Below are 24924 nucleotides of genomic sequence, written 5' to 3' on the forward strand. Positions count from 1 at the left end.
CCTCTTGTGGGGGGAGGGACTTGCGGGTGAAGCGCGACGACTAGCCGCCGCCGATGGCGTGAACCACTTCGACCTGGTCACCCTCGTTCAGGGCGGTGCTGTCGTGCTGGCTGCGCGGCACGATATCCAGGTTCAGCTCGACCGCCACCCGACGCCCGGTCAGTTCGAGCCGGCTCAACAGGGCCGCGACACTCTCGCCGTCGGGCAATTCGTAGGGTTCACCGTTCAGTTGAATGCGCATGCGCACGGCCGCCATTGTTTTCAGGGGCCCGCATTCTAGCGCCGATCCGCGCCCGAACCCAAGGCCGGTGGACACCATTCGTCACGATATTCGACCCGTGAGTCAGTTCAAGCGCCAGGCTGCCAGGCCCAGGCACAGCCAGCCGGCGAGAAAAGCCGCACCGCCCAGTGGCGTGATCATGCCGAGCTTGCCGAGGCCGCTCAGGGTGAGGATGTAGAGGCTGCCGGAGAACAGCAGGATACCGAGGATGAACAGGCTGCCAGCCCAGGTCACCAGGCGACCCGGCAGGTGCACGCTGAGGATGGCGACGCCGAACAGGGCCAGCGCATGGATCAGCTGGTAGGTCACGCCGGTCTGGAAGATCGCCAGGTACTCGGCACTCAGGCGGGCCTTCAGGCCGTGGGCGGCGAAGGCGCCAAGGGCGACGCCGGTGAAGCCGAAGAAGGCGGCCAGCAACAGGAAGCTACGCAGCATGGGAGAACTCCTTGGGACACGGGGTCTGTATAATGGCCCGCTCATCCGCCGCGGCCAAGCCATCATCATGCTGTCACTCGTTCTCCGCCGCCTTTTTCGCGCCGCGCTCTGGTTCGCTGCCGGCAGCATCGTGCTGGTGCTGATCCTGCGCTGGGTACCACCGCCGGGTACGGCGTTGATGGTGGAGCGCAAGATCGAGTCCTGGATCGACGGCCAGCCCATCGACCTGCAGCGCGACTGGGAGCCATGGGAGCGGATTTCCGACGATCTGAAGGTGGCGGTCATCGCCGGCGAGGACCAGAAGTTCGCCAGCCACTGGGGCTTCGACTTCAGCGCGATCCAGGCCGCCCTGGCGCATAACGAACGCGGCGGCAGCATTCGCGGCGCCAGCACCCTCAGCCAGCAAGTGGCGAAGAACCAGTTCCTCTGGTCCGGACGCAGTTGGCTGCGCAAGGGGCTGGAGGCATGGTTTACCGCGCTGATCGAACTGCTGTGGTCGAAAGAGCGGATTCTCGAGGTCTATCTCAACAGTGCCGAGTGGGATGACGGGGTATTCGGGGCGCAGGCGGCGGCACGGCATCACTTTGGCGTGGATGCCAGCCGGCTGACCCGCCAGCAGGCCAGTCTGCTGGCGGCTGTGCTGCCCAATCCGCGGAACTGGAGCGCCAGTCGGCCGAGCAGTTATGTCGCGCGGCGGGCCGGGTGGATTCGGCAGCAGATGAGTCAGTTGGGCGGGGACAGTTACCTGGCGCAACTGAAGTAGTGTGGCTTCGCTCTCTCCGTAGGAGCGTGGCTTGCCCGCGAAAGGACCGCGCAGCGGTCCCAAAATGGTGTTACCAGGACGAATTTGGGACCGCTGCGCGGTCCTTTCGCGGGCAAGCCGCGCTCCTACGAGAAAGGGGCGGCAAGCAGCAGACAGGCAATAAAAAACCCGACCTTGCGAGTCGGGTTTTCTGTTTCTACTACCGGAGCGGTCAGGCAGCGATCAAGGCCTTCACCTTGTTCATCGCATTCTTCTCCAGCTGGCGGATACGCTCCGCCGAGACACTGTACTTGGCCGCCAGGTCATGCAGGGTGGCCTTTTCCTCGGCCAGCCAGCGCTGGTAGAGGATGTCGCGACTGCGCTCGTCAAGGCCCTGCAGCGCTTCGTGCAGGTTGTTCGACGAACTGTCGCTCCAATCGGCATCTTCCAGCTGGCGAGCCGGGTCGTAGCGATGGTCTTCCAGGTAGTTGGCCGGCGACTGGAAGGCGCTGTCGTCATCGGCCTCGGAGGCCGGGTCGAAGGCCATGTCCTGGCCCGTCAGGCGACTTTCCATCTCGCGGACTTCCCGCGGCTCCACACCCAGGCTTTCGGCGACGCGATGCACTTCGTCGTTGTTCAGCCAGGCCAGGCGTTTCTTCTGGCTGCGCAGGTTGAAGAACAGCTTGCGCTGGGCCTTGGTGGTGGCGACCTTGACGATCCGCCAGTTGCGCAGGATGAACTCGTGGATCTCGGCCTTGATCCAGTGCACCGCGAAGGACACCAGACGCACGCCCATTTCCGGGTTGAAGCGTTTCACGGCTTTCATCAGGCCGACGTTGCCTTCCTGGATCAGGTCGGCCTGGGCCAGCCCGTAGCCGGAATAGCTGCGGGCGATATGTACGACGAAGCGCAGGTGCGCGAGCACCATTTGCCGAGCGGACTCAAGGTTCTGCTCATAGTAGAGACTCTCGGCCAGTTCACGCTCCTGCTCGGCGGTCAGCAGGGGAATGCTGTTCACCGTGTGCACGTAGGCCTCCAGGTTCGCACCCGGGACCAAGGCATAAGCAGGTTGCAACGAAGTGGTCATACGAAAAAACCTCCGACTCACTGAACTCGTGCCCGTGGGCACTGCCAACATTGACCGGAAACCGCTAAACAAGTTCCCCAAAAACGAAAATAGTCAATACCAGCAAAAAGACACTATCGTGGCGCCAGCTCCCTCAGGTGGCGGGCCACCGCGATCCATGCACCGATATACCCCAACAGCACTGCACCAAGCAAGAGCGACAGACCATCGGCGGCAGGCACCCCGGCCAGGGCGAAATCGCTGCCATACAGTCCTGACAGGTCGACGACCGCCTCGTTCAGCCAGTTCAGGCCGAATTCCAGCACGCCCCAGGACAGGATCCCCGCACCAAAACCGTACAGCGCCCCCATATAAAGGAAGGGGCGACGCACATAGCTGTCAGTACCGCCCACCAGCTTGATCACTTCGATTTCCGTGCGGCGGTTCTCGATGTGCAGACGTATCGTGTTACCAATCACCAGCAACAATGCGGAGACCAAAAGCACGGTCAGGCCAAAGACGAAGCGGTCGCCGAGCTTGAGAATCGCCGCCAGGCGCTCGACCCAGACCAGATCGAGTTGGGCCAGTTCGACATGGGGCAGCTCCGCCAGACGCTGACGCAGGGCCTCCAGGGCTGGCTTGTCGACTTCGTTCGGGGTTACCACCACCACGCCGGGCAACGGGTTGTCCGGCAGCTCGCGCAGCGCTTCGCCCAGCCCCGACTGCTGCTGGAACTCGTTCAGCGCCTGCTCGCGGCTGACGTACTCGGCATCGGCCACACCCGGCAGGGCCTTGATCTGATCGCGCAGGGCTTCACCGGCACGGGCGCCGGCGTCCAGCTTGAGGTACAGGGAAATCTGCGCCGCACGCTGCCAGGAGCCCCCTAGACGCTCGATATTGCCGAGAATCAGCGACAGGCCCATGGGCAGGCTCAGCGCCACCGCCATCACCAGGCAGGTGAAGAAGCTGCCGATCGGCTGCTTGCCGAGACGACGCAGGCTGTCCAGCAGGCTGGAGCGATGGCTTTCCAGCCAGGCGGCCAGCAGGGTGCGGAAATCCGGACCGTCGTCTTCGTCACGGCCCTTCTTCTTTTGCGGCTGCGGATCGGCAGGCTTCGGTGCCACCCGCTCGGATACTTTCGGACTGCGTGTCGCACTCATTGCCCGGCCTCCCCGTCGCCGATCAGACGACCGCGCTGCAGCGTCAGCATGCGATGGCGCATGCGCGCGATCAGGGCCAGGTCGTGACTGGCGATCAGCACGCTGGTGCCCAGGCGGTTGATGTCTTCGAAAACCCCCATGATCTCCGCGGCCAGGCGCGGGTCGAGGTTGCCGGTGGGTTCGTCCGCCAGCAGCAAGGCCGGTCGATGGACGATGGCGCGGGCGATGCCGACCCGCTGCTGCTGCCCGGTGGACAGGTCGCCGGGGAACAGCTCGGCCTTGTCGGACAGCGCCACGCGCTCCAGCGCCGAGTCGACCCGCTTGGCGATCTCGACCTTGGACAGGCCGAGGATCTGCAGCGGCAGGGCGACGTTGTTGAACACGGTACGGTCGAACAGCAACTGGTGGTTCTGGAACACCACGCCGATCTGCCGGCGCAGGAACGGAATCTGCGCGTTGCTGATCTGGCCCAGGTCCTGGCCGGCCAGCAGCAGCTTGCCGCTGGTCGGACGCTCCATGGCCAGCAGCAGGCGCAGCAAGGTGCTCTTGCCGGCCCCCGAGTGACCGGTCACGAACAGAAACTCGCCCCGCCGTACCCGAAAACTCAGCTCATGCAGGCCAACGTGACCGTTCGGATAGCGCTTGGCGACCTGTTCGAATCGGATCATGGATGCTCCCGCTCGGCAAACAGTGCTTTAACGAAGGGTTCTGCTTCGAACGTGCGCAGATCGTCGATCCCTTCCCCTACGCCAATATAGCGAATGGGCAGACCGAACTGCTTGGCCAGGGCGAAGATCACCCCGCCCTTGGCGGTGCCGTCCAGCTTGGTCAGGGCCAGGCCGGTCAGCTCGACGCTCTGGTTGAAATGCTTGGCCTGGTTGATGGCGTTCTGGCCAGTACCGGCGTCGAGGACCAGCAGGACCTCGTGCGGCGCATCGGCGTCGAGCTTGCCGATGACCCGACGGACCTTCTTCAGCTCTTCCATCAGGTTGTCCTTGGTGTGCAGGCGACCGGCGGTATCGGCGATCAGCACGTCGATGCCCCGGGCCTTGGCGGCCTGCACGGCATCGAAGATCACCGACGCGGAATCGGCCCCGGTGTGCTGGGCGATGACCGGAATATGGTTGCGCTCGCCCCAGACCTGCAACTGCTCCACCGCCGCGGCGCGGAAGGTGTCGCCGGCGGCCAGCATGACCTTCTTGCCTTCGAGCTGGAGCTTTTTCGCCAGCTTGCCGATGGTGGTGGTCTTACCCGCGCCGTTGACGCCGACCACGAGGATGACGAACGGCCGGCTCTGCGCCTCGATGCGCAGCGGCTGCTCCACCGGCTTGAGCAGCCCGGCGAGTTCGCTCTGCAGCGACTTGTACAGGGCGTCGGCATCGTCCAGCTGCTTGCGCGCGACCTTCTGGGTCAGGTTCTGCACGATCACCGAGGTCGCCTCGACGCCGACGTCGGCGGTCAGCAGGCGGGTCTCGATCTCGTCGAGCAGGTCGTCGTCGATGGCTTTCTTGCCGAGGAACAGGCTGGCCATGCCCTCGCCGATGCTGGCGCTGGTCTTGGACAGACCTTGCTTGAGGCGGGCGAAGAAACCGGCCTTGGCTTCCTCGACAGGCGCGGGCGCCGGAACGGCGGCGACAGGCTCCGGAACGGCTTCCGGCACGACAACCGCTGCCGGCGCAACCACAGGCGCTGGCGGAGAGACAACGACCGGCGCCGGCTCCGGCGCGGGCTGGACCACGGCCGCAGGCAGCTCGGGAATCGCTGGCGGAGCCTTGGGCTCAAGGTCGGGAACCAGCGCTACCGGTTCTTCCGGCACCGGCAGCACCAGGCTGGACGGCGCGGCAACAGGCGGCTCCTGAACGAGCGGCGCGACCGGCTCGGGACTGACCACCGGCGCGGCAACGACCGGCGCCTCCGGGGCGACTGCCGGGGCAGGCTCGGGAGCAGCGGGAACGGGGGTTTCAGGCTGTTCGACAACAGGTTGCTGGGGCTTCTTGCGCAGCCAGCCGAACAGGCCTTTCTTTTCACCAGGCGCGCCCGGCGTTTTTTTGTCGTCGTTGGAACCAAACATGGAAGACGGCTATCTCAGGGTGGCGATGCGCCAGCGCGGCGCACTCGGAATTCTTTTGTAACGCAGAACAGACTCTTATAAATCCGGCTCGTTCGTGCGCGTCGTCTATTTTGTCGGGGGGCCTTTGCGGCGACATCCTCGACAGGCATGGTCGCCAGGCAACCGGATCAGTATCCTAGCACCTCCTAGCCCGCCGACGCTAAGGCCAAGCGGGCAGCCCAACAGGTTGAATCACGAATGAATGCTCTAGCCCGCCGTGCCGCTGGCCTGCTGCTCGGCACGATCTGTCTGCCCTTCGCGGCCTTCGCCGCCGACCCGCAACCGACCCATGAATTCATCCTCGACAACGGCCTGAAAGTGGTCGTGCGCGAAGACCATCGCGCCCCGGTGGTGGTCTCGCAGGTCTGGTACAAGGTCGGTTCCAGCTACGAAACCCCGGGCCAGACCGGTCTTTCCCACGCCCTGGAACACATGATGTTCAAGGGCAGCGACAAACTCGGCCCCGGCGAGGCCTCGCGCATCCTGCGCGACCTCGGCGCCGAGGAAAACGCCTTCACCAGCGACGACTACACCGCCTATTACCAGGTGCTGGCCCGCGATCGCCTGAACGTCGCCCTGGAGCTGGAAGCCGACCGCATGGCCAGCCTGCGCCTGCCTGCCGACGAGTTCAGTCGCGAAATCGAAGTGATCAAGGAAGAACGTCGCCTGCGCACCGACGACAACCCCGGCGCCAAGGCCTACGAACTGTTCAAGTCCATGGCCTACCCGGCCAGCGGCTATCACACCCCGACCATCGGCTGGATGGCCGACCTGCAGCGCATGAAGGTCGAGGAACTGCGCCACTGGTACGAGTCCTGGTATGCGCCGAACAACGCCACCCTGGTGGTGGTCGGCGACGTCAGCGTGGATGAGGTGCGCAAACTGGCCGAACGCTGGTTCGCGAAGATCCCGCAACGCCCCCTGCCGCCGAGCAAGCTGCCGCTGGAACTGGCCGAGCCCGGCCTGCGCCAGCTCACCGTGCACGTGCGCACGCAACTACCGAGCCTGATCTTCGGCTTCAACGTACCGGGCCTGGCCACCGCGAAGAACCCGCGGGAAATCCACGCCCTGCGCCTGATCTCCGCCCTGCTCGACGGCGGCTACAGCGCGCGCATGGCCAGCCGCCTGGAGCGCGGCGAAGAGCTGGTGGCCGGTGCCTCCAGCAGCTACAACCCGTTCGCCCGGGGTGACAGCCTGTTCACCCTCTCGGCAACGCCCAACACCCAGAAGAAAAAGACCCTCGCCGAGGTCGAAGCCGGCATCTGGAAGCTGCTCGACGAACTGAAGACCACCCCGCCAAGTGCCGAGGAACTGGAGCGCGTGCGCGCCCAGGTCATCGCCGGCCTGGTCTACGACCGCGACTCCATCAGCAGCCAGGCCACCACCATCGGCCAGCTGGAAACCGTGGGCCTGTCGTGGAAGCTGATCGACAACGAACTGGATGAACTGAAGAACGTGACCCCGGCGGACATCCAGAACGCCGCGCGCACCTACTTCGTCCGCGAACGCCTGAGCGTTGCCCATGTACTGCCCGAGGAGCAGGCCAAATGAGCCAGCAGATCACCCGCTTCACGCTGCGCGGCCTCGTCGCGGCCAGCGCACTGGCGCTGGCCCTGGTCGGCCCGGCCCACGCCGAAGAGGCCAAGCCGGCCAATACCCTGCAATCCCTGGCCGAACTCGACGGCAAGGCGCCCAGCCACCGCACGCTGAACATCCAGAGCTGGAACACCCGCGAAGGCGCCCGCGTGCTGTTCGTCGAAGCCCATGAACTGCCGATGTTCGACCTGCGCCTGATCTTCGCCGCTGGCAGCAGCCAGGACGGCGATATCCCCGGGGTCGCCGCGCTGACCAACGCCATGCTCAACGAAGGCGTGTCCGGCAAGGACGTCAATGCCATCGCCCAGGGCTTCGAAGGCCTCGGCGCCGACTTCGGCAATGGTGCCTATCGCGACATGGCGGTGGCCTCGCTGCGCAGCCTGAGCGTCGCCGACAAGCGCGAACCGGCGCTGAAGCTGTTCGCCGAGGTCGTGGGCAAGCCGACCTTCCCCGCCGACGCCCTGACCCGCATCAAGAACCAGATGCTCGCCGGCTTCGAATACCAGAAGCAGAACCCCGGCAAGCTGGCCAGCCTGCAGCTGTTCGAACGCCTCTACGGCAAGCATCCCTACGGCCACCCGAGCGACGGCACCGCCAAAAGCGTACCGCCGATCACCCTCGAGCAGCTGCGCGCCTTCCACACCAAGGCCTATGCCGCCGGCAACACGGTGATCGCCCTGGTCGGCGACCTCAGCCGCCAGGACGCCGAAGCCATCGCCGCCCAGGTGTCCGCCGCCCTGCCGAAAGGCCCGGCGCTGGCCAAGGTGGCGGCCCCGGCCGAACCCAAGCCGGGCCAGAGCCATATCGACTTCCCGTCCAAGCAGACCCACCTGATGCTCGCGGAGCTGGGCATCGATCGCGCCGATCCGGACTACGCGGCGCTGAACCTGGGCAACCAGATCCTTGGCGGCGGCTCCTTCGGCACCCGGCTGATGAGCGAAGTCCGCGAGAAGCGCGGCCTGACCTACGGCATCTATTCCACCTTCGTGCCGATGCAGGCGCGCGGGCCGTTCATGATCAACCTGCAGACCCGCGCCGAACTCAGCGAGGGCACCCTCAAGCTGGTCCAGGACCTGCTGCGTGACTACCTGAAGACCGGCCCGACCCAGCAGGAACTGGACGACGCCAAGCGCGAATTGGCCGGCAGTTTCCCGCTGTCCAACGCCAGCAATGCGAGCATCGTCGGCCAACTGGGGGCGATCGGCTTCTATGATCTGCCGCTGACCTGGCTGGAAGACTACATGCGCCAATCCCAGGCACTGACCGTCGAGCAGGTCCGGGATGCGCTGAATCGCCACCTGTCCGCGGACAGGCTGGTGATCGTCACCGCGGGGCCCAACGTGCCACAGCAGCCGTTGCCGCCGCCGCTCGATAAACCCGCCGAGCAGCCGCTCGGCGTACCGGAGCACTAATGGCCAGTCCATCCAAGCCGCACGCGGGCCAAGGCCAGTTGCGCATCATCGCCGGCGAATGGCGCAGCCGTCGCCTGAACTTCCCCGACGCTCCCGGCCTGCGTCCGACGCCGGACCGGGTGCGGGAAACCCTGTTCAACTGGCTCGCCGCCTACATCGAAGGGGCCAAGGTGCTGGATGCCTTCACCGGCAGCGGCGCGCTGTACCTCGAAGCCCTGTCCCGCGGGGCGGGCGATGCGGTTGCCGTGGACAGCAACCCGGCGGCCATCGCCAGCCTGAGGAACAACCTCGAAGTGCTGCGCTGCCCCCGCGGCCAGGTGGTGCAGAGCGATGTCCTGCGCTATCTGCAGGGCGAGGCGAAACAGCGCTTCGACGTGGTCTTCCTCGATCCGCCGTTCCACCAGGACCTGCTGCCGCAGACCTGCGAACTGCTGGAAAACGGTGGTTGGCTCGCCGATCACTCGTGGATCTACATCGAAAGCGAAACCGCGCCGTCATCGCTGAACCTGCCGGGCAACTGGCGCCTGCACCGGGAGAAGAAGGCCGGCCAGGTGCACTACGCACTGTGGGAACGCGGCTGACCGTCATCTGTCCGTCATTTCGCGCGGCAGGCCTTGAAACCAGCACTTACACTGGCTGATAGAGCTGCCGCGTGTTCCCGAGTGATGCCGTCATGAAGTCCACGTTCTTCAAGCCCGCAACGGGCCTGCGCAACCCTCACCTGCAAACCCTCTGGGGTCCCCTCTGGCGCAAATCGACGCCGCTGGACCATCAGCGCGAGCGCTTGTGGCTGGCCGATGGCGATTTCCTCGATCTGGACTGGAGTGGCCCGCACCGCAACGACGCCCCGCTGGTCCTGGTGCTGCATGGCCTGACCGGCTCGTCGTCCTCGCACTATGTGCTCGGTCTGCAACATGCCCTGCAGGCCCGCGGCTGGGCCAGCGTGGCGGTGAACTGGCGCGGCTGCTCCGGCGAGCCGAACCTGCTGCCCCGCAGCTATCACTCCGGGGCCAGCGAGGACCTCGCCGAAGTCATCGCCCACCTGCGCGCTCAGCGCCCCGCGGCGCCGCTGTATGCAGTGGGTTACTCGCTGGGGGGCAATGTCCTGCTCAAGCATCTGGGCGAGAGCGGTTCGGCCAGCCAGTTGCAGGCCGCCGTCGCGGTGTCGGTGCCGTTTCGCCTGGACCAGTGTGCCGATCGCATCGGCCTGGGCTTCTCGCGGGTCTACCAGGCGCACTTCATCCGCGAGATGGTCGCCTACGTGAAGAACAAGGAACGTCACTTCGTGCACCGTGGCCATGACGAAGGCCTGGACATCCTCGCCCGCCTCGGCCCGCTGACCAACCTGCGCACCTTCTGGGACTTCGACGGGCGCGTCACCGCACCGCTCAACGGTTTCAGCGACGCCCACGACTACTACAAGCGCTCGTCCAGCCGCTATTACCTGGGCGACAACCGCACGCCGACGCTGATCATCCAGTCCAGCGACGACCCGTTCGTCTTCCCGCACAGCCTGCCGGAAGCCGATGAACTGGCGAGCACGACCACCCTGGAACTGCACGCCCACGGCGGTCATGTCGGTTTCGTCGACGGCAGCCTGCGCCAGCCGGGGTACTACCTGGAACGGCGGATCCCCGAGTGGCTGGTCGCAGGCGGCTGATCAGTCGCCGGTAGCGATCTGGCGCTGCGGGTCGGTGATCCACTCGCTCCACGAGCCGGCATACAGCGGCGCCAGTGGATAACCGGCGAGGCTCAGGGCGAACAGGTTGTGACAGGCAGTGACACCCGAACCGCAATAGGCCACCAGGTCCTGCGGCTTGCGCGAGCCGATCAGGCGGGCGAAACGGGCTTTCAGCTGTTCCACCGGCAGGAAGTGGCCATCGGCGCCGAGGTTGTCGGTGAAGACCGCGCATTGTGCGCCGGGAATGTGCCCGGCCACCGGATCGATCGGCTCCACTTCGCCACGGAAGCGTGGCAGGGCGCGGGCGTCCAGCAGGGTCAGGGCCGGATCGCCGAGGCGCTCGCGCAGTTGCTGGGCACTGATCAGCAGCGCCGGGTCCGGTTTGCCGGTGAAGGTGCCTTCATGACGCTCCGCCGGGTCCAGGCTCAGTGGCAGGCCCGCGGCATGCCAGGCCTTGAGGCCGCCATCGAGAATCGACACGCCGCTGCGCTTGCCCAGCCAGGCCAGCAGCCACCAGGCACGGGCGGCGAACGCACCGGGGCCGTCGTCGTAGAGCACCACTTCGCTGTCGTTGCTGATGCCCCACTGCTGCAGACGCTCGATCAGCCGCCCCGGCTGCGGCAGCGGATGGCGCCCGCTGACGCCCTTGACCACCGGACCGCTGAGGTCGCGCTCCAGATCGGCGAAATGCGCCCCGGCGATATGGCCCTCGGCGTAGCTGCGCTGACCGTAGTCGACGTCCTCCAGGGCAAAACGACAATCGAGAATCACCAGTCCGGGTTCGCCGAGGCGTTCCGCCAGTTGCCGGGGTGCAATCAGTTGCGCGAGGGGCATGACAGTCTCCATATCGATTGAAAGGGGCACGTTACTGCTCCAGCGCCTGCTGCAGCGGTACGTAGAATTCTTCACACAGCGCGTCCACCGCCGGGCGCGCCGGGGCGGTGACGAAACCGAGTTCCAGCACCAGTACCTGATAGACGCCGCGCTTGATGGCTTCTTCACTCAGGTGCGCGGAATTTTCCCGGGTGGTGCAGAGAAACCGCACCCAGGAGGTCAGGACGATCCAGGTGTTGAGGGTCAGCGACTCGATCTGCACCGTGTTCATCTCCAGGATCCCGGCCTCGACGAAGCCGGTGTAGATGGCCTGCCCCTGCAACAGGCTGCGCTGGGAAAAGCGCCGGTAGCGGGCGGCCAGTTCCTTGTCGCTGTCGAGCAGGTGTTCCAGGTCGCGGTGCAGGAAACGGAAATTCCACATCGCCGCGAGGATCGCCTTCAGGTAGAAGCGCTTGTCCTCGACCGTGGCCAGGCGGCCCTTGGGCGGGTGCAGGAAACTGTCCACCTGTTCTTCATACTGACTGAACAACTCGGCAATGATTTCCTGCTTGTTGGCGAAGTGGTAGTAGAGGTTGCCGGGCGAAATCTCCATGTGCGCGGCGATGTGGTTGGTGCTGACACTGCGCTCGCCCTGCTGATTGAACAGCTCCAGGCTGTTCTGCACGATGCGCTCGCGGGTCTTGATTCGCGGGGCCATGACTGCGCTTCCCCATTCATGAGCTTGAAATGATTGCTTGATCTTACGGCGTCGAATGGCCGGGTGCATCTCTTGAGTGAGTGGTGACTTCATCGCTGGCTTGCCAGCGACAGGGCCCTCAAGCGCCATACAAGATCAGGATTAGAGTATATGCTCTAGCCACGACAACACCTCACTGGAGGTCCCGATGTCCCAGCTGGACTGGCTCGACACCCTGTTCGCCGCACAGCGCGCCGCCTTCAATCACCTGCCCATGCCGCCCCTGGCCCAGCGCCGGCAGTGGCTCAAGGCCCTGCGCCAGGCCCTGGTCGCCCGCCAGGACGAGCTGATCGCCGCCATCGACCAGGATTTCAACGGCCGCAGCGCCGACGAAACCCGCCTCGCCGAACTCCTGCCCAGCGTCCAGGGCCTGGTCCACGCGGAGAAACACCTGGCCCGCTGGATGAAACCCCGGCGCCGCGCGGTCGGCCTGGCCTTCCAACCGGCCAGCGCACAGGTGCGCTACCAGCCGCTGGGTGTGGTCGGGGTGATCGTGCCGTGGAACTACCCGCTGTTTCTCGCCATCGGCCCGCTCACCGGCGCCCTCGCCGCCGGCAACCGGGTCATGCTCAAGCTCAGCGAAGCCACCCCGGCCAGCGGCCAGATGCTCAAGTCCCTGCTGGAATCGGTGTTCCCCAGCGACATGGTGTGCGTGGTGCTGGGCGAGGCCGAGGTCGGCCAGGCCTTCTCCCGCCTGCCGTTCGATCACCTGCTGTTCACCGGCGCCACCAGCATCGGCCGCGAGGTGATGCGCGCCGCCGCCGACAACCTCACCCCGGTGACCCTGGAACTGGGCGGCAAATCCCCGGCCATCGTCTCCGCCAGCGTGCCGCTGGCCGATGCCGCCGAACGCATCGCCTTCGGCAAGACCCTGAATGCCGGGCAGACCTGCGTCGCACCCGACTACGTGCTGGTGCCGCGCGAGCGCATCCCCGGCTTCATCGATGCCTATCGCGAGGCGGTACGACGCTTCTATCCGCGGATCAGCGACAACCCCGACTACACGGCGATCATCAACCCGCGCCACCTGGCCCGGCTCAACGGCTACCTCGACGACGCCCGGCGCCAGGGCGCGCGAGTCACCAGCCTGTATCCGGACGAGACCCCGTCCGACCGCCGCCTGCCACCGCTGGTCCTGGAAAACGTGAACGACGCCATGCGGGTGATGCAGGACGAGATCTTCGGCCCGCTGCTGCCCGTGGTGCCCTACGACCATATCGACGAGGCCGTTGCCTACATCAACCAGCGTCCGCGTCCGCTGGCCCTGTACTACTTCGGCTACGAACGCGGCGAGCAGCGCCAGGTCCTGGACAACACCCACTCCGGCGGCGCCTGCCTCAACGACACCCTGCTGCATGTGGCCCAGGACGACCTGCCGTTCGGCGGGGTCGGCCCGTCCGGCATGGGCCATTACCACGGCTACGAGGGCTTCCAGACCTTCAGCAAGGCCAAGGCGGTGCTGGCCAAGCAGCGCCTCAACCTGGCCCGGCTGGTCTACCCGCCTTACGGCAAGCGCCTGCAACAACTGGTGTACCGCTTGTTTATCCGCTGATCACTGCACAGGCCTACAACAATGACAACACGCCTGCCCGAGGTCGCCGCGCTGAACCGCCGCGGCCTGCTCAAGTTCAGTGTCGGCGCCAGCCTGTTCCTTGGCGGCGCCAGCCTGCTGGGGTGCTCCGCCGGAACGCCGGCCAATGGCTTTCGCATCCTGCGCGACGACGACCTGCCGCTGCTCCGCGCGATAACGCCGGTGGTCCTGGAAGGCACCGCCTCGCTCATCGACCGGGTCCTGGCCCGCCTCGACGATACCCTCGCCAGCCTGTCCGAAGAGATGCTCAAGCTGACCCGGCAACTGTTCGACGTGCTCGCCCTGCCCCTGACGCGCGGCCCCCTGACCGGTGTCTGGAGTGCCTGGAACCAGGCCGAACCGCAGCGCATCCAGGCGTTTCTCCTGCGCTGGCGCGACAGCTCGCTGAACCTGCTGCGCCAGGGCTACTGCTCACTGCTGCAGTTGCTGCTGATGGCCTGGTACAGCCTGCCCGAATCCTGGGGCGCCTGCGGTTATCCCGGCCCACCGAACATCTGAGCGAGAACCTCCCATGCCTGTACCCGACCTGTTCCGCGACGGCCTCGCCCGCGGCTGGAAAACCCGCGATGGTTCGGCCCTGAGCCAGGACCTCACGCTGGAAACCGATATCGCCATCATCGGCAGCGGCGCCGGTGGCGCCACCAGTGCCGAGTTGCTCAGCGCCGCGGGTTTCCGTGTGCTGCTGATCGAAGAGGGGCCGCTGAAGACCAGCAGCGATTTCAGGATGCTGGAGCACGAGGCCTACGCCAGCCTCTACCAGGAAGGCATCGGTCGCCTGAGCAAGGACGGCGCCATCACCATCCTCCAGGGCCGCGCCGTGGGCGGCACCACGCTGATCAACTGGACCTCCAGTTTTCGCACCCCGGAACCGACGCTGCGCCACTGGGCCAGCGAGCACGGGGTCGAAGGCCATGGCGTGGACGACCTCGCGCCCTGGTTCGAACGCCTGGAGCAACGTCTCGGCATCGCCCCTTGGCAACTGCCACCCAACGCCAACAACGACGTGCTGCGCCGGGGCTGCACGGCCCTTGGCCTGGACTGGAAGGTGATTCCGCGCAATGTCCGCGGTTGCTGGAACCTCGGCTACTGCGGCATGGGCTGCCCGGTCAACGCCAAGCAGTCGATGCTGGTGACCAGCATCCCCGCGACCCTCGACCACGGCGGCGAACTGCTCTACCTGGCCCGTGCCGACACGCTGGAACACGATGGCCAGCGCATCCGCGCGCTGCATTGCGTGGCCATGGACCCGCGCTGCGTGGCGCCCACCGGCCGGCGCATCCGCGTTCGTGCCCGGCACTACATCGTCGCCGGCGGCGGCATCAACAGCCCGGCCCTGCTGCTGCGCTCGGCGGCACCGGACCCGCACCAGCGCCTGGGCAAGCGCACCTTCCTGCACCTGGTCAACTTCAGCGCGGCGCGCTTCGCCGAGCCGGTGAACCCGTTCTACGGCGCGCCGCAGTCGATCTACAGCGATCACTTCCAGTGGCGCAACGGCACCGACGGCCCCATGGGCTACAAACTGGAGGTGCCGCCGCTGCATCCGGCCCTGGCCGCCACCCTGCTCGGCGGCTTCGGCACGCAAAACGCGCTGCGCATGGAGGACCTGCCCCACACCCACGTGATGCTCGCCCTGCTGCGCGACGGTTTTCATCCGGACAGCATCGGCGGCAGCGTGGAATTGCGCGGCGACGGCTCGCCGGTGCTGGACTACGCGGTGTCCCCCTATGCCTGGGATGGCGTGCGCCGGGCGTTTCACAGCATGGCGCAAATCCAGTTCGCCGCGGGCGCGGAGAGCGTCCTGCCCCTGCACAGCCACGCCCGACCGGCGAAAACCCTGGCCGAAGCCCGCCGGAACATCGACGAGCTGCCCCTGGAGCTGTTCCTCACCCGCCTCGGCAGTGCCCACGTCATGGGTGGCTGCGCCATGGGCAATGACCCGCGCCAGAGCGTCTGCGACAGCCTCGGCCGGTATCACCAGCTGGAAAACCTGTCGGTCCACGACGGCTCGCTGTTCCCCACCAGCATCGGCGCCAACCCGCAGTTGTCGATCTACGCCATCAGCGCGCGGCTCAGCCAGTTGCTTGCCGAACGGCTCCGGCAGGCGGCCGGCGTGGCCGTCCATTAGTCCTTTTGCCCGGTGATGGCGACTTGGCCCGAGCGTATCGGCTGCGCTACCATCCGAGTCCCTAACGCACTCCTGCCAGGACGACGCGATGAACCGAGTGTTGTACCCGGGTACTTTCGACCCTATTACCAAGGGCCATGGCGATCTGGTCGAACGCGCCTCGCGTCTGTTCGATCACGTGATCATCGCGGTCGCCGCCAGCCCCAAGAAGAATCCGCTGTTCCCCCTGGAACAACGGGTGGAACTGGCGCGCGAAGTGACCAAGCACCTGCCCAACGTCGAAGTCCTCGGCTTCTCGTCGCTGCTGGCGCACTTCGCCAAGGAGCAGCAGGCCAATGTCTTCCTGCGAGGCCTGCGCGCGGTCTCGGACTTCGAGTACGAGTTCCAGCTGGCCAACATGAACCGGCAACTGGCGCCCGACGTCGAGAGCCTGTTCCTCACGCCGTCGGAACGCTATTCGTTCATTTCCTCGACGCTGGTCCGTGAGATCGCGGCGCTGGGCGGCGATATCACCAAGTTCGTCCACCCGGCGGTGGCCGACGCGCTGACCGAGCGTTTCAAGAAGTAATCTCATCTGGCCAGGAAAACCCGCGCCGACGTGCACTGTCGGCGCTAATACGGCACAATTGCGCCCATTGGTTTTCAATTGCCAGGGCAGACGTTCCTGGCCGGAGTCCCCATGTCCCTGATCATCACCGACGATTGCATCAACTGCGACGTCTGCGAACCCGAGTGCCCGAACGCTGCCATTTCCCAGGGCGAAGAGATCTATGTGATCGACCCGAACCTGTGCACCCAGTGCGTTGGCCACTATGACGAACCACAGTGCCAGCAAGTCTGCCCGGTCGACTGCATCCCGCTGGATGAAGCTCATCCGGAGACCGAAGAAGAGCTGATGGCCAAGTACCGCCGTATCACCGGCAAGGCCTGATGACCGGCGTCGCCACGCTTCGCACCCTGTTCCTTGGCGCCAGCCTGGCGCTGTGCAGTGTCGCCGCCCTGGCCGCGGGCCCGGGGCGCGCGGCAGTGGCCACGCCCCACACCGACGCGACCGCCGCGGCGCGGGAAATCCTCCAGCAGGGCGGCAACGCCTTCGACGCGGCGATCGCCGTGAGCGCCGCCCTGGCGGTAGTCGAGCCCTATGGCTCGGGCCTTGGTGGCGGTGGTTTCTTCCTGCTGCGCCAGCCCGGTACGCCGACCACCTATCGCTTCATCGACGCCCGCGAGCGCGCGCCCGCCAGGGCCACCGCGAACATGTACCTGAAGGACGGCAAGGTCCAGCCCGGCCTGTCGATCAACGGCCCGCTGGCGGCGGCGATTCCCGGCCTGCCGGCAGCGCTCGATGAACTGGCCGCGCGCTACGGCAGGCTGCCGCTGAAGAACACCCTGGCCCCGGCGATTCGCCTGGCCAACCAGGGCTTCGCTGTCGACCGCATCTACCGTGACCGCGCCGCGATGCGCCAGAGTGCCCTGCGCGACGACGCGGAAAGCGCCCGGCTGTTTCTCGACAAGGGTGAAGTCCCGGTCCTGGGCACGGTGATCCGCCAGCCGGAACTGGCGGCGACCCTGCAGCGCCTGGCGGACCAGGGCCGCGACGGTTTCTATCGCGGGCCGGTGGCGCTGAAGCTGGTCAAGGAGGTCAACGCGGCCGGGGGTATCTGGAGCGTCGACGACCTGGCCGATTACCACACGGCCACCCGCGAGCCGCTGCGCTATGCCCTCGCCGACCAGCGCGAGCTGATCAGCGCACCGCCGCCTTCCGCCGGTGGCGTGGCCATCGCCCAGAGCCTGGCGATGCTGCAGCGCCTGCCGTGGCAGAGCGCCGACAAGGTGCAGCGTGCCCACTACGTGCTGGAAGTGCTGCGCCGGGCCTACCGCGATCGCGGCCTGCTGGGGGACCCGGACCATGTGGCGAACCCGATCCCGCAGTTGCTCTCACGCCAGTACCTGACCGCGCTGGCCGTCAGTATCGACGTCCACGACGCCACGCCCAGCAGCAGCCTGCCGCCGTCCCCGGCCTGGCGCGAAGGCGATCACACCACCCATTTCGCGGTGATCGATGCCGAGGGCAATGCCGTGGCGGCGACGCTGTCGGTCAACCTGCCGTTCGGCGCGGCCTTCACCGCGCCCGGGACTGGCGTGGTGCTGAACAACGAGATGGATGACTTCGCCGCCGATCCGCGCGGCAGCAACAGTTATGGCCTGGCGGGCAGCCAGGCCAATGCCGTGGCGGCGGGCAAGCGGCCGTTGTCGAGCATGAGCCCGAGCTTCATCGAGAGTCCGCAGCAGTTCGCCGCGTTCGGCACGCCGGGCGGCAGCCGGATTCCGAGCATGGTGCTGCTGTCGATGCTGGAATACCTGGACGGGCGGCCGGTGAGCACCTGGCCGGCGGTGCCGCGCTATCACCATCAGTACCTGCCGGATGTGGTGGAGCATGAGCCCGGGGCGTTCAGTGCTGCAGAGATGGAGGCCTTGCGGGCGCGGGGCTACAGCCTGAAGGATGTAGGTCGCAGTTATGGCAACCAGCAGGTGCTGTTCTGGGACAAACGGGATGGGACGCTGGAAGCGGCCAGTGATCCGCGGGGTGTCGGCAGTTCAGAGGTGCACTGACGGACCTCATCGCCGGCAACGCCGGCTCCCACAAGGTCCGCGTACGACGCCAAACCCTGTGGGAGCTGGCGTTGCCAGCGATGAGGCCGGCAAATCCGGCACAAATCCTACGTCTGGCACCGCGGACAGAACACACTCGCCCGCTGCCCCAGCTTCACTTCCCTGAGCGTCGCCGCACACACCTTGCACGGCTCCCCGCCCCGCCCATAGACGAACAGCTCCTGCTGGAAATACCCCGGCTGCCCGTCGCCGCCGATGAAGTCCCGCAGCGTGGTGCCGCCTCGTTCGATGGCTGCCGCCAGGATCCGCTTGATCTCGATGGTCAGGCGCAGATAGCGCGCCCGCGAGATGCTCCCCGCCTCGCGCCGCGGATCGATCCCGGCCGCGAACAACGCCTCGGTCGCATAGATATTGCCCACGCCAACCACCACCGCGTTGTCCATGATGAACGGCTTCACCGCCATCGAGCGGCCGCGGGACAGCTGGAACAGGCGCTCGCCATCGAACAGGTCGGTCAGCGGCTCCGGCCCCAGCCGCACCAGCAGTTCGTGCTCCAGCGGCGCATGGCTCCAGAGCATCGCGCCAAAGCGCCGCGGATCGGTGTAGCGCAAGGCCAGGCCCGACTCCAGCTCGATGTCCACATGCTCATGCTTCTGCGCCGGCAGGCCGATTTCCACCAGGCGCAGGTTGCCGGACATGCCCAGGTGGCTGATCAGCGTGCCCACCTCGGCATTCAGCAGCAGGTACTTGGCGCGCCGTTCCACCGAGACGAAGCGCTGCCCCGACAGGCGCACATCGAGGTCTTCGGGAATCGGCCAGCGCAGGCGCCGGTCGCGGACGATCACGCGGCTGACGCGCTGGCCTTCGAGATAGGGGGCGATGCCGCGGCGGGTGGTTTCGACTTCGGGTAATTCAGGCATGGATCAGTGGCCACCGAGTTCCTGGATGGTTTGCTTGAGGTTGTCGAAGTCGTATTCCGACAGGCCGATATAGTCCAGCACCAGGTGCCCGACGCTGTTCCACTCGTGATCGACGCTCTGGTTGCCCAGCACCCGGTACGAGGCGCAGATGTGCTCGGCCATCTTCAAAATCGCCAGCAGGTTCTTCAGCGGCGCGCTACGCGGCGAGTCATCGCTGAACACCGCAAGGGCGTTGTGGTGGTTGGCGATGGCGTTGCTGACATGCTCCGGCAGGCGCCAGGAGCGCGCGGTGTAGTAACCGACCACGGCGTGGTTGGTGTTGAACACCTGGTTCTCGGTGTCGACCACGCGCTGCTGGTCGCCGGCGCTGGCATAGGCATCTTCCAGCACGCTCATGTAGTCGGGAAAACGCTTGAGCATCAGCGGCACGCCACAATCGTGGAACAGCCCCAGGGCATAGGCCTCGTCCACCGCCTGCGCGCCGAAGCGCTTGGCCAGGGTCAGGCAGGTCATCGCCACGTCCTGGGCGGTGTCCCAGAAGCGATTGAGGGTGACGATGGTCTCGTCGCTCATCTCGCCCTTGATCGATTGCGCGTTGATCAGGTTGATCACCGAACGGCTGCCCAGCAGGTTCACCGCGCGCTGGATCGAGGCGATCTTGTTGGTCAGCCCGTAATGCGCCGAATTGACGATCTTCAGCAGCGCGCCGGCCAGGCCCGGGTCCTGGGCGATCAGCTTGGCGATCGTCTCGAGGTCGGGGTCGGGCATGTACTGCTCCATCTGCAGATCGACCATGATCTGCGGCTGGGGCGGCACGCTGATGCCTTGCAAGGCTTGCTGGATCTGTTCGGCGGAAAGTTCCTGGGGCATAAGTTCACACTCGCGGCTGACGGGCGATTCTAACCTGATCGTTCGGTCGAGTGACGGCCAGTCGCCATGCAATTTGTCGCGGCGGCAGGTGCCTGCCCCGGCCGACACGGTATACTCCCGCTCTTTTTTCCCGGAGCGACGTCATGTCCCTGCCCAGCCTTCGTCTCAAAGCCAATGCCGACCGCCGTCTGCGCGCCGGCCACCTGTGGGTCTACAGCAACGAGATCGACGTCGCCGCCACCCCGCTGCACGGTTTCAAGGCCGGCGACCAGGCGCTCCTGGAAGCCGCGGGCGGCAAGGCCCTGGGCATCGTCGCGGTGAGCCCGAACAACCTGATCTGCGCACGCCTGCTGTCGCGCGATATCAAGCTGTCGCTGGACAAGTCGCTGCTGGTGCACCGCCTGAACGTCGCCCTGTCGCTGCGCGAGCGCCTGTTCGACAAGCCGTTCTACCGCCTGGTGTACGGTGATTCCGACCTGCTGCCGGGGCTGGTGGTCGACCGTTTCGGCGACATTCTGGTGGTGCAGATCGCCTCGCCGACCATGGAACGTCAGCGCGACGACGTCCTCGCTGCCCTGATCCAGGTGCTCAAGCCCAGCGGCGTGCTGTTCAAGAATGACTCCTCGGCGCGCGATGCCGAAGGCCTGGAGCGTTACGTCGAGACGGTCTACGGCGAGGTGCCGGACTGGGTCGCCCTGGAAGAGAACGGCGTGAAGTTCGAAGCGCCGGTGCTGGAAGGCCAGAAGACCGGCTGGTTCTACGACCACCGCATGAACCGCGCGCGCCTGGCGCCGTACGTCAAGGGCAAGCGTGTGCTCGACCTGTTCAGCTACATCGGTGGCTGGGGCGTGCAGGCCGGTGCCTTCGGCGCCAGCGAAGTGTTCTGCGTCGACGCCTCGGGCTTCGCCCTGGATGGTGTCGAGCGCAATGCGACGCTCAATGGTTTCGCCGACAAGGTCACCTGCATCGAAGGCGACGTGTTCGCCGCCCTGCGTGAACTGAAGGCCGCCGAAGAGCGCTTCGACGTGATCGTCGCCGACCCGCCCGCCTTCATCAAACGCAAGAAGGACCTGAAGAACGGCGAAGGCGCCTACCGCCGCCTCAACGAACAGGCCATGCGTTTGCTGAGCAAGGACGGCATCCTGGTCAGCGCCTCGTGCTCGATGCACCTGCCGGAAGATGACCTGCAGAACATCCTGCTGACCAGCGCCCGTCACCTGGACCGCAATATCCAGCTGCTGGAGCGTGGTGGCCAGGGTCCGGACCATCCGGTGCACCCGGCGATTCCGGAGACGCGCTACATCAAGAGCATCATCTGCCGGTTGTTGCCGAACAGCTGATCCGCGCCTGAATGAAAAATCCCGGCCTGGTGCCGGGATTTTTTATGGGCCGAGACCTAGCGCCCCAATTTTTCCAACGCTGCATCCGCCAGGAAGGAGGAGCGGCTTTTTACATTGTGGTCGCGAACATAACGGTCGATCTGTTGAATGACGAAACCAGGCAGAGTCACATTCACCTTTTCTGTCTTGCCCAGGTAAGGCGTGATGTCGATCTCCAGCATTCCCCAGCCCATTTCCTTGAAATCGGGATGGCTCCGGTGGTTCGCGATGCTGGTGGGCATGGGAATGGGTTGGCCACTCCCGGCTATTTCTTCAAGCATGATGTGAGCGACTTCGACCGCAGCGGCATAGGCCGCCTCGAAGGTATCGCCCGCCGTGACGGCACCAGGGATGTCCGGGACCTGGATGCCGGTGGCGGTTCTCTCATCACCCCACTCGATGCAGATGGGATATTGCATGGTTGTCTCCTGCTCGGATGCAGACTTGATCATCTCAGCCCCGCTCGCTGCCTGATGCTTTTGACCGTGCCGATAGGCAAGTCTTTCTTTGGGTGGGGCACGGGTATCAGGTATGGGCTATCTGGGTGTTTGAAAATGTGATGACTGCCAGTGATGCGTTTCAAAACCCATCCAGCGACTTCAAGTTCCCTGATCAGCTGTCTGCTTTGCACCTTCGCCTCTCCATTCGTGAGCGAAGACGCAACATGCCTCTGTGAGCATCAAATCACCAAAGCAAAAGATGTGTCTAGAGGTATATTTTGCAAAGCTGCGAGCGCTTACAACCCACCCAGCATCGCCTTCACCACCCGCCGATGAATCGGTGCGATCAGGCGCATGTACATCCGTCCCAGCCAGTTGTGCGGCTCGACGATGGAGGTCAGGCTCAGCTGGTTGTTCGGGTCCAGGTGCACGGAGATCAGCACATCCAGGTGACTGTCCTTGATCGACAGGATCAGTTCCTTGTCGGTCACCGCGGCGACCTGGAAGAAATCCAGTTGTTCGCCAACCCGGGGCGTCCTCTGCTCGCGCAAGTTGAAACCGGCCACCGGCTTGAGCCCGAACGGACGCACCACGAGGTCGCGCAACCACAATGCCTGGTTGATCCATTTCGGCACCGCGCGGCTCATGCGCTGGTAGGCATCCAGCGCGGTCAGGCCCTGTTCCGGGGTGACCCGGCGGGCGAAACAGTCGAAGAACCATGCCGTGGTGGAAAGCATGCGCAGCACGCTGCTGGCGGGAACATCGGCAGGGTGGACCATATTTCCTCCGTGAAAAAAGGCCATCATTCGAAGAAGGACGCCACGGTAACGCTCTAGCACGCGGAAAGCGAGCCCGATGACAAATCCCGCCGACCATCCATTGCGCCATTCCCTAAGCCCGCCAGCGGTGTAGAATCGGCCTATTCATCGCCAGTCATCCCCGGCGGGTTTATGAGCTCTGGCCAAGCGCGCGGCGATCCCGCGACGTCTTCGGCCTCATCCGTACCAGCGGCCACCTGCCTAGCGGTACCAAGGACAAGAGAAGCTCACTCCCCTTTTTGTTACCTGATTAGCCGCCAGGAGTGCTTCATGCCTGATTACCGTTCCAAAACGTCCACCCACGGCCGCAACATGGCCGGTGCCCGCGCGCTGTGGCGCGCCACCGGTATGAAGGACGAGGATTTCAAGAAGCCGATCATCGCCATCGCCAACTCCTTCACCCAGTTCGTCCCGGGTCACGTGCACCTGAAGGACCTGGGCCAGCTGGTCGCCCGCGAAGTCGAACGCGCCGGCGGCGTGGCCAAGGAGTTCAACACCATCGCGGTGGATGACGGCATCGCCATGGGCCACGACGGCATGCTCTATTCCCTGCCGAGCCGCGAGATCATCGCCGACTCCGTCGAGTACATGGTCAACGCCCACTGCGCCGACGCCATCGTCTGCATCTCCAACTGCGACAAGATCACCCCCGGCATGCTGATGGCCGCCCTGCGCCTGAACATCCCGGTGATCTTCGTCTCCGGCGGCCCGATGGAAGCCGGCAAGACCAAGCTGGCCAGCCACGGCCTCGACCTGGTCGACGCCATGGTCATCGCCGCCGACTCCACCGCCAGCGACGAGAAGGTCGCCGAGTACGAGCGCAGCGCCTGCCCGACCTGCGGTTCCTGCTCCGGCATGTTCACCGCCAACTCGATGAACTGCCTGACCGAAGCCCTGGGCCTGTCCCTGCCGGGCAACGGCTCGACCCTGGCCACGCACTCTGATCGCGAGCAGCTGTTCCTCACCGCCGGCCGCACCATCGTCGAGCTGTGCAAGCGCTACTACGGCGACAACGACGCCAGCGTGCTGCCACGCAGCATCGCCAGCTTCAAGGCGTTCGAGAACGCCATGACCCTGGACATCGCCATGGGCGGTTCGACCAACACCATCCTGCACCTGCTGGCCGCGGCCCAGGAAGCCGAGCTGGCCTTCGACCTGCGCGACATCGATCGCCTGTCGCGCAAGGTGCCGCAGCTGTGCAAGGTGGCGCCGAACATCCAGAAGTACCACATGGAAGACGTCCATCGCGCCGGCGGCATCATCAGCATCCTCGGCTCGCTGGCCCGTGGCGGCCTGCTGCACACCGACGTGCCGACCGTGCATTCGCCGAGCCTGGAAGAAGCCATCGCCAAGTGGGACATCACCCAGACCGACGACCCGGCCGTGCACCACTTCTTCAAGGCCGGTCCTGCCGGTATCCCGACCCAGACCGCGTTCAGCCAGTCGACCCGCTGGGACACCCTCGACGACGACCGTGAAAACGGCTGCATCCGCAGCGTCGAGCACGCCTACTCGCAGGAAGGCGGCCTGGCCGTGCTGTACGGCAACATCGCCCTCGACGGCTGCGTGGTGAAGACCGCCGGTGTGGATGAGTCGATCCACGTCTTCGAAGGCAACGCGAAGATCTTCGAAAGCCAGGACAGCGCGGTGCGCGGCATCCTCGCCGACGAAGTGAAGGAAGGCGACATCGTCATCATTCGCTACGAAGGTCCGAAAGGCGGCCCGGGCATGCAGGAAATGCTCTACCCGACCTCCTACCTGAAGTCCAAGGGCCTGGGCAAGGCCTGCGCCCTGCTCACCGACGGTCGTTTCTCCGGCGGTACCTCGGGCCTGTCCATCGGCCACGCCTCGCCGGAAGCCGCCGCGGGCGGTGCCATCGGCCTGGTGCAGGACGGCGACAAGGTGCTGATCGACATCCCGAACCGTTCGATCAACCTGCTGATCAGCGACGAAGAGCTGGCGGCGCGTCGTGTCGAGCAGGACAAGAAGGGCTGGAAACCGGTGGAACAGCGTCCACGCAAGGTGACCACCGCGCTGAAGGCCTACGCCCTGCTGGCGACCAGTGCCGACAAGGGTGCGGTGCGCAACAAGGCATTGCTCGACGGGCTGTGAGTTTCCG

The 24924-nt window shown here is 65.6% G+C and carries 26 protein-coding genes; 13 read left to right on the plus strand and 13 right to left on the minus strand.

Features of this window, described 5'->3' with window-relative positions; translation table 11 throughout:
* Positions 1–40 precede the first annotated feature (40 nt).
* Positions 41–241 (minus strand): sulfur carrier protein ThiS, encoded by a 201-nt coding sequence (thiS, locus tag RTI28_RS03050; protein ID WP_316919057.1) that lies wholly within the window; start codon positions 239–241, stop codon positions 41–43.
* A gap of 102 nt (positions 242–343) precedes the next feature.
* Positions 344–715, minus strand: coding sequence for a DUF423 domain-containing protein (locus RTI28_RS03055; protein ID WP_316919058.1), 372 nt, complete (start codon positions 713–715; stop codon positions 344–346).
* A 67-nt stretch (positions 716–782) separates the two neighbouring features.
* Between RTI28_RS03055 and mtgA the strand changes: the two genes are divergently transcribed.
* Positions 783–1478 carry a monofunctional biosynthetic peptidoglycan transglycosylase gene (gene mtgA / locus RTI28_RS03060; protein WP_316919059.1) on the plus strand — a complete coding sequence of 232 codons (696 nt, stop codon included), beginning with the start codon at positions 783–785 and terminating at the stop codon, positions 1476–1478.
* 211 nt (positions 1479–1689) lie between these two features.
* Here the strand turns inward: mtgA and rpoH are convergent, their stop codons facing one another.
* The 4 genes from rpoH to ftsY form a co-directional block, all read right to left on the minus strand.
* Positions 1690–2544, minus strand: a complete 855-nt coding sequence (rpoH, locus tag RTI28_RS03065) for an RNA polymerase sigma factor RpoH (protein ID WP_042121186.1) — start codon at positions 2542–2544, stop codon at positions 1690–1692.
* Positions 2545–2657: 113 nt separating this feature from the next.
* Positions 2658–3683 (minus strand): permease-like cell division protein FtsX, encoded by a 1026-nt coding sequence (ftsX, locus tag RTI28_RS03070; RefSeq protein ID WP_316919060.1) that lies wholly within the window; start codon positions 3681–3683, stop codon positions 2658–2660.
* Complete coding sequence (ftsE, locus tag RTI28_RS03075; protein ID WP_075805208.1) at positions 3680–4351, minus strand: cell division ATP-binding protein FtsE; 672 nt, start codon at positions 4349–4351, stop codon at positions 3680–3682. The genes ftsX and ftsE overlap by 4 nt, the downstream gene beginning before the upstream one ends.
* Complete coding sequence (gene ftsY, locus RTI28_RS03080) at positions 4348–5754, minus strand: signal recognition particle-docking protein FtsY (RefSeq protein ID WP_316919061.1); 1407 nt, start codon at positions 5752–5754, stop codon at positions 4348–4350. The genes ftsE and ftsY overlap by 4 nt, the downstream gene beginning before the upstream one ends.
* Before the next feature lie 237 nt (positions 5755–5991).
* Here ftsY and RTI28_RS03085 point away from each other — a divergent pair, with 237 nt between their 5' ends.
* The 4 genes from RTI28_RS03085 to RTI28_RS03100 all read left to right on the plus strand — a co-directional run bounded on the left by RTI28_RS03085 (position 5992) and on the right by RTI28_RS03100 (position 10461).
* The gene (locus tag RTI28_RS03085) at positions 5992–7344 is read left to right on the plus strand and encodes a pitrilysin family protein (RefSeq protein WP_316919062.1); all 1353 of its coding nucleotides are present in this window, start codon (positions 5992–5994) and stop codon (positions 7342–7344) included.
* Positions 7341–8801 (plus strand): pitrilysin family protein, encoded by a 1461-nt coding sequence (locus RTI28_RS03090; protein WP_316919063.1) that lies wholly within the window; start codon positions 7341–7343, stop codon positions 8799–8801. The genes RTI28_RS03085 and RTI28_RS03090 overlap by 4 nt, the downstream gene beginning before the upstream one ends.
* Positions 8801–9382: a 16S rRNA (guanine(966)-N(2))-methyltransferase RsmD gene (gene rsmD / locus RTI28_RS03095; protein ID WP_316919064.1), complete on the plus strand. Its 582-nt coding sequence runs from the start codon at positions 8801–8803 to the stop codon at positions 9380–9382. The genes RTI28_RS03090 and rsmD overlap by 1 nt, the downstream gene beginning before the upstream one ends.
* Positions 9383–9474: 92 nt before the next feature.
* Positions 9475–10461: a hydrolase gene (locus tag RTI28_RS03100; RefSeq protein ID WP_316919065.1), complete on the plus strand. Its 987-nt coding sequence runs from the start codon at positions 9475–9477 to the stop codon at positions 10459–10461.
* Here the strand turns inward: RTI28_RS03100 and RTI28_RS03105 are convergent, their stop codons facing one another.
* On the minus strand, positions 10462–11316 hold the full coding sequence (locus RTI28_RS03105; RefSeq protein ID WP_316919066.1) for a sulfurtransferase: 855 nt from the start codon (positions 11314–11316) through the stop codon (positions 10462–10464).
* A gap of 31 nt (positions 11317–11347) precedes the next feature.
* The gene (locus RTI28_RS03110; protein ID WP_316919067.1) at positions 11348–12013 is read right to left on the minus strand and encodes a TetR/AcrR family transcriptional regulator; all 666 of its coding nucleotides are present in this window, start codon (positions 12011–12013) and stop codon (positions 11348–11350) included.
* 148 nt (positions 12014–12161) lie between these two features.
* Here RTI28_RS03110 and RTI28_RS03115 point away from each other — a divergent pair, with 148 nt between their 5' ends.
* From RTI28_RS03115 to ggt, 6 genes are all read left to right on the plus strand, one after another.
* The gene (locus tag RTI28_RS03115) at positions 12162–13604 is read left to right on the plus strand and encodes a coniferyl aldehyde dehydrogenase (RefSeq protein WP_316919116.1); all 1443 of its coding nucleotides are present in this window, start codon (positions 12162–12164) and stop codon (positions 13602–13604) included.
* A 51-nt stretch (positions 13605–13655) separates the two neighbouring features.
* The gene (locus RTI28_RS03120) at positions 13656–14141 is read left to right on the plus strand and encodes a twin-arginine translocation pathway signal protein (protein WP_316919117.1); all 486 of its coding nucleotides are present in this window, start codon (positions 13656–13658) and stop codon (positions 14139–14141) included.
* Positions 14142–14154: 13 nt separating this feature from the next.
* Entirely contained in the window at positions 14155–15768 is a 1614-nt protein-coding gene (locus RTI28_RS03125) for a GMC family oxidoreductase (protein WP_316919068.1), read from the plus strand.
* Between the two features lie 88 nt (positions 15769–15856).
* Positions 15857–16336 (plus strand): pantetheine-phosphate adenylyltransferase, encoded by a 480-nt coding sequence (gene coaD / locus RTI28_RS03130; RefSeq protein ID WP_075805217.1) that lies wholly within the window; start codon positions 15857–15859, stop codon positions 16334–16336.
* A 111-nt stretch (positions 16337–16447) separates the two neighbouring features.
* Positions 16448–16699, plus strand: a complete 252-nt coding sequence (locus tag RTI28_RS03135; protein ID WP_009396754.1) for a YfhL family 4Fe-4S dicluster ferredoxin — start codon at positions 16448–16450, stop codon at positions 16697–16699.
* Complete coding sequence (ggt, locus tag RTI28_RS03140) at positions 16699–18378, plus strand: gamma-glutamyltransferase (RefSeq protein WP_316919069.1); 1680 nt, start codon at positions 16699–16701, stop codon at positions 18376–18378. Before RTI28_RS03135 ends, ggt begins: the two co-directional genes overlap by 1 nt.
* Positions 18379–18485: 107 nt before the next feature.
* Here ggt and mutM read toward each other — a convergent pair whose 3' ends face one another.
* Both mutM and RTI28_RS03150 read right to left on the minus strand, forming a co-directional pair.
* Positions 18486–19298: a bifunctional DNA-formamidopyrimidine glycosylase/DNA-(apurinic or apyrimidinic site) lyase gene (gene mutM, locus RTI28_RS03145; RefSeq protein ID WP_316919070.1), complete on the minus strand. Its 813-nt coding sequence runs from the start codon at positions 19296–19298 to the stop codon at positions 18486–18488.
* A 3-nt stretch (positions 19299–19301) separates the two neighbouring features.
* Positions 19302–20114: an HDOD domain-containing protein gene (locus RTI28_RS03150; protein ID WP_316919118.1), complete on the minus strand. Its 813-nt coding sequence runs from the start codon at positions 20112–20114 to the stop codon at positions 19302–19304.
* 197 nt (positions 20115–20311) lie between these two features.
* Here RTI28_RS03150 and RTI28_RS03155 point away from each other — a divergent pair, with 197 nt between their 5' ends.
* Positions 20312–21508, plus strand: a complete 1197-nt coding sequence (locus RTI28_RS03155) for a class I SAM-dependent rRNA methyltransferase (RefSeq protein WP_316919071.1) — start codon at positions 20312–20314, stop codon at positions 21506–21508.
* Positions 21509–21564: 56 nt separating this feature from the next.
* On the opposite strand, the gene RTI28_RS03160 is transcribed toward RTI28_RS03155, so the two are convergent.
* The 3 genes from RTI28_RS03160 to RTI28_RS03170 all read right to left on the minus strand — a co-directional run bounded on the left by RTI28_RS03160 (position 21565) and on the right by RTI28_RS03170 (position 22766).
* A complete protein-coding gene (locus tag RTI28_RS03160) occupies positions 21565–21966 on the minus strand; it encodes a type II toxin-antitoxin system HicB family antitoxin (RefSeq protein WP_316919072.1) in 402 nt (133 codons plus the stop codon).
* Positions 21967–21995: 29 nt separating this feature from the next.
* Entirely contained in the window at positions 21996–22178 is a 183-nt protein-coding gene (locus RTI28_RS03165; RefSeq protein ID WP_316919073.1) for a type II toxin-antitoxin system HicA family toxin, read from the minus strand.
* A gap of 105 nt (positions 22179–22283) precedes the next feature.
* A complete protein-coding gene (locus RTI28_RS03170; RefSeq protein WP_316919074.1) occupies positions 22284–22766 on the minus strand; it encodes a DUF2867 domain-containing protein in 483 nt (160 codons plus the stop codon).
* Between the two features lie 309 nt (positions 22767–23075).
* Here RTI28_RS03170 and ilvD point away from each other — a divergent pair, with 309 nt between their 5' ends.
* Entirely contained in the window at positions 23076–24917 is a 1842-nt protein-coding gene (gene ilvD / locus RTI28_RS03175) for a dihydroxy-acid dehydratase (RefSeq protein WP_316919075.1), read from the plus strand.
* Positions 24918–24924 lie beyond the last annotated feature (7 nt).

The sequence above is a fragment of the Pseudomonas sp. zfem002 genome (genome assembly GCF_032621685.1).
GTDB classification, from domain to species: Bacteria; Pseudomonadota; Gammaproteobacteria; order Pseudomonadales; family Pseudomonadaceae; genus Aquipseudomonas; species Aquipseudomonas japonica.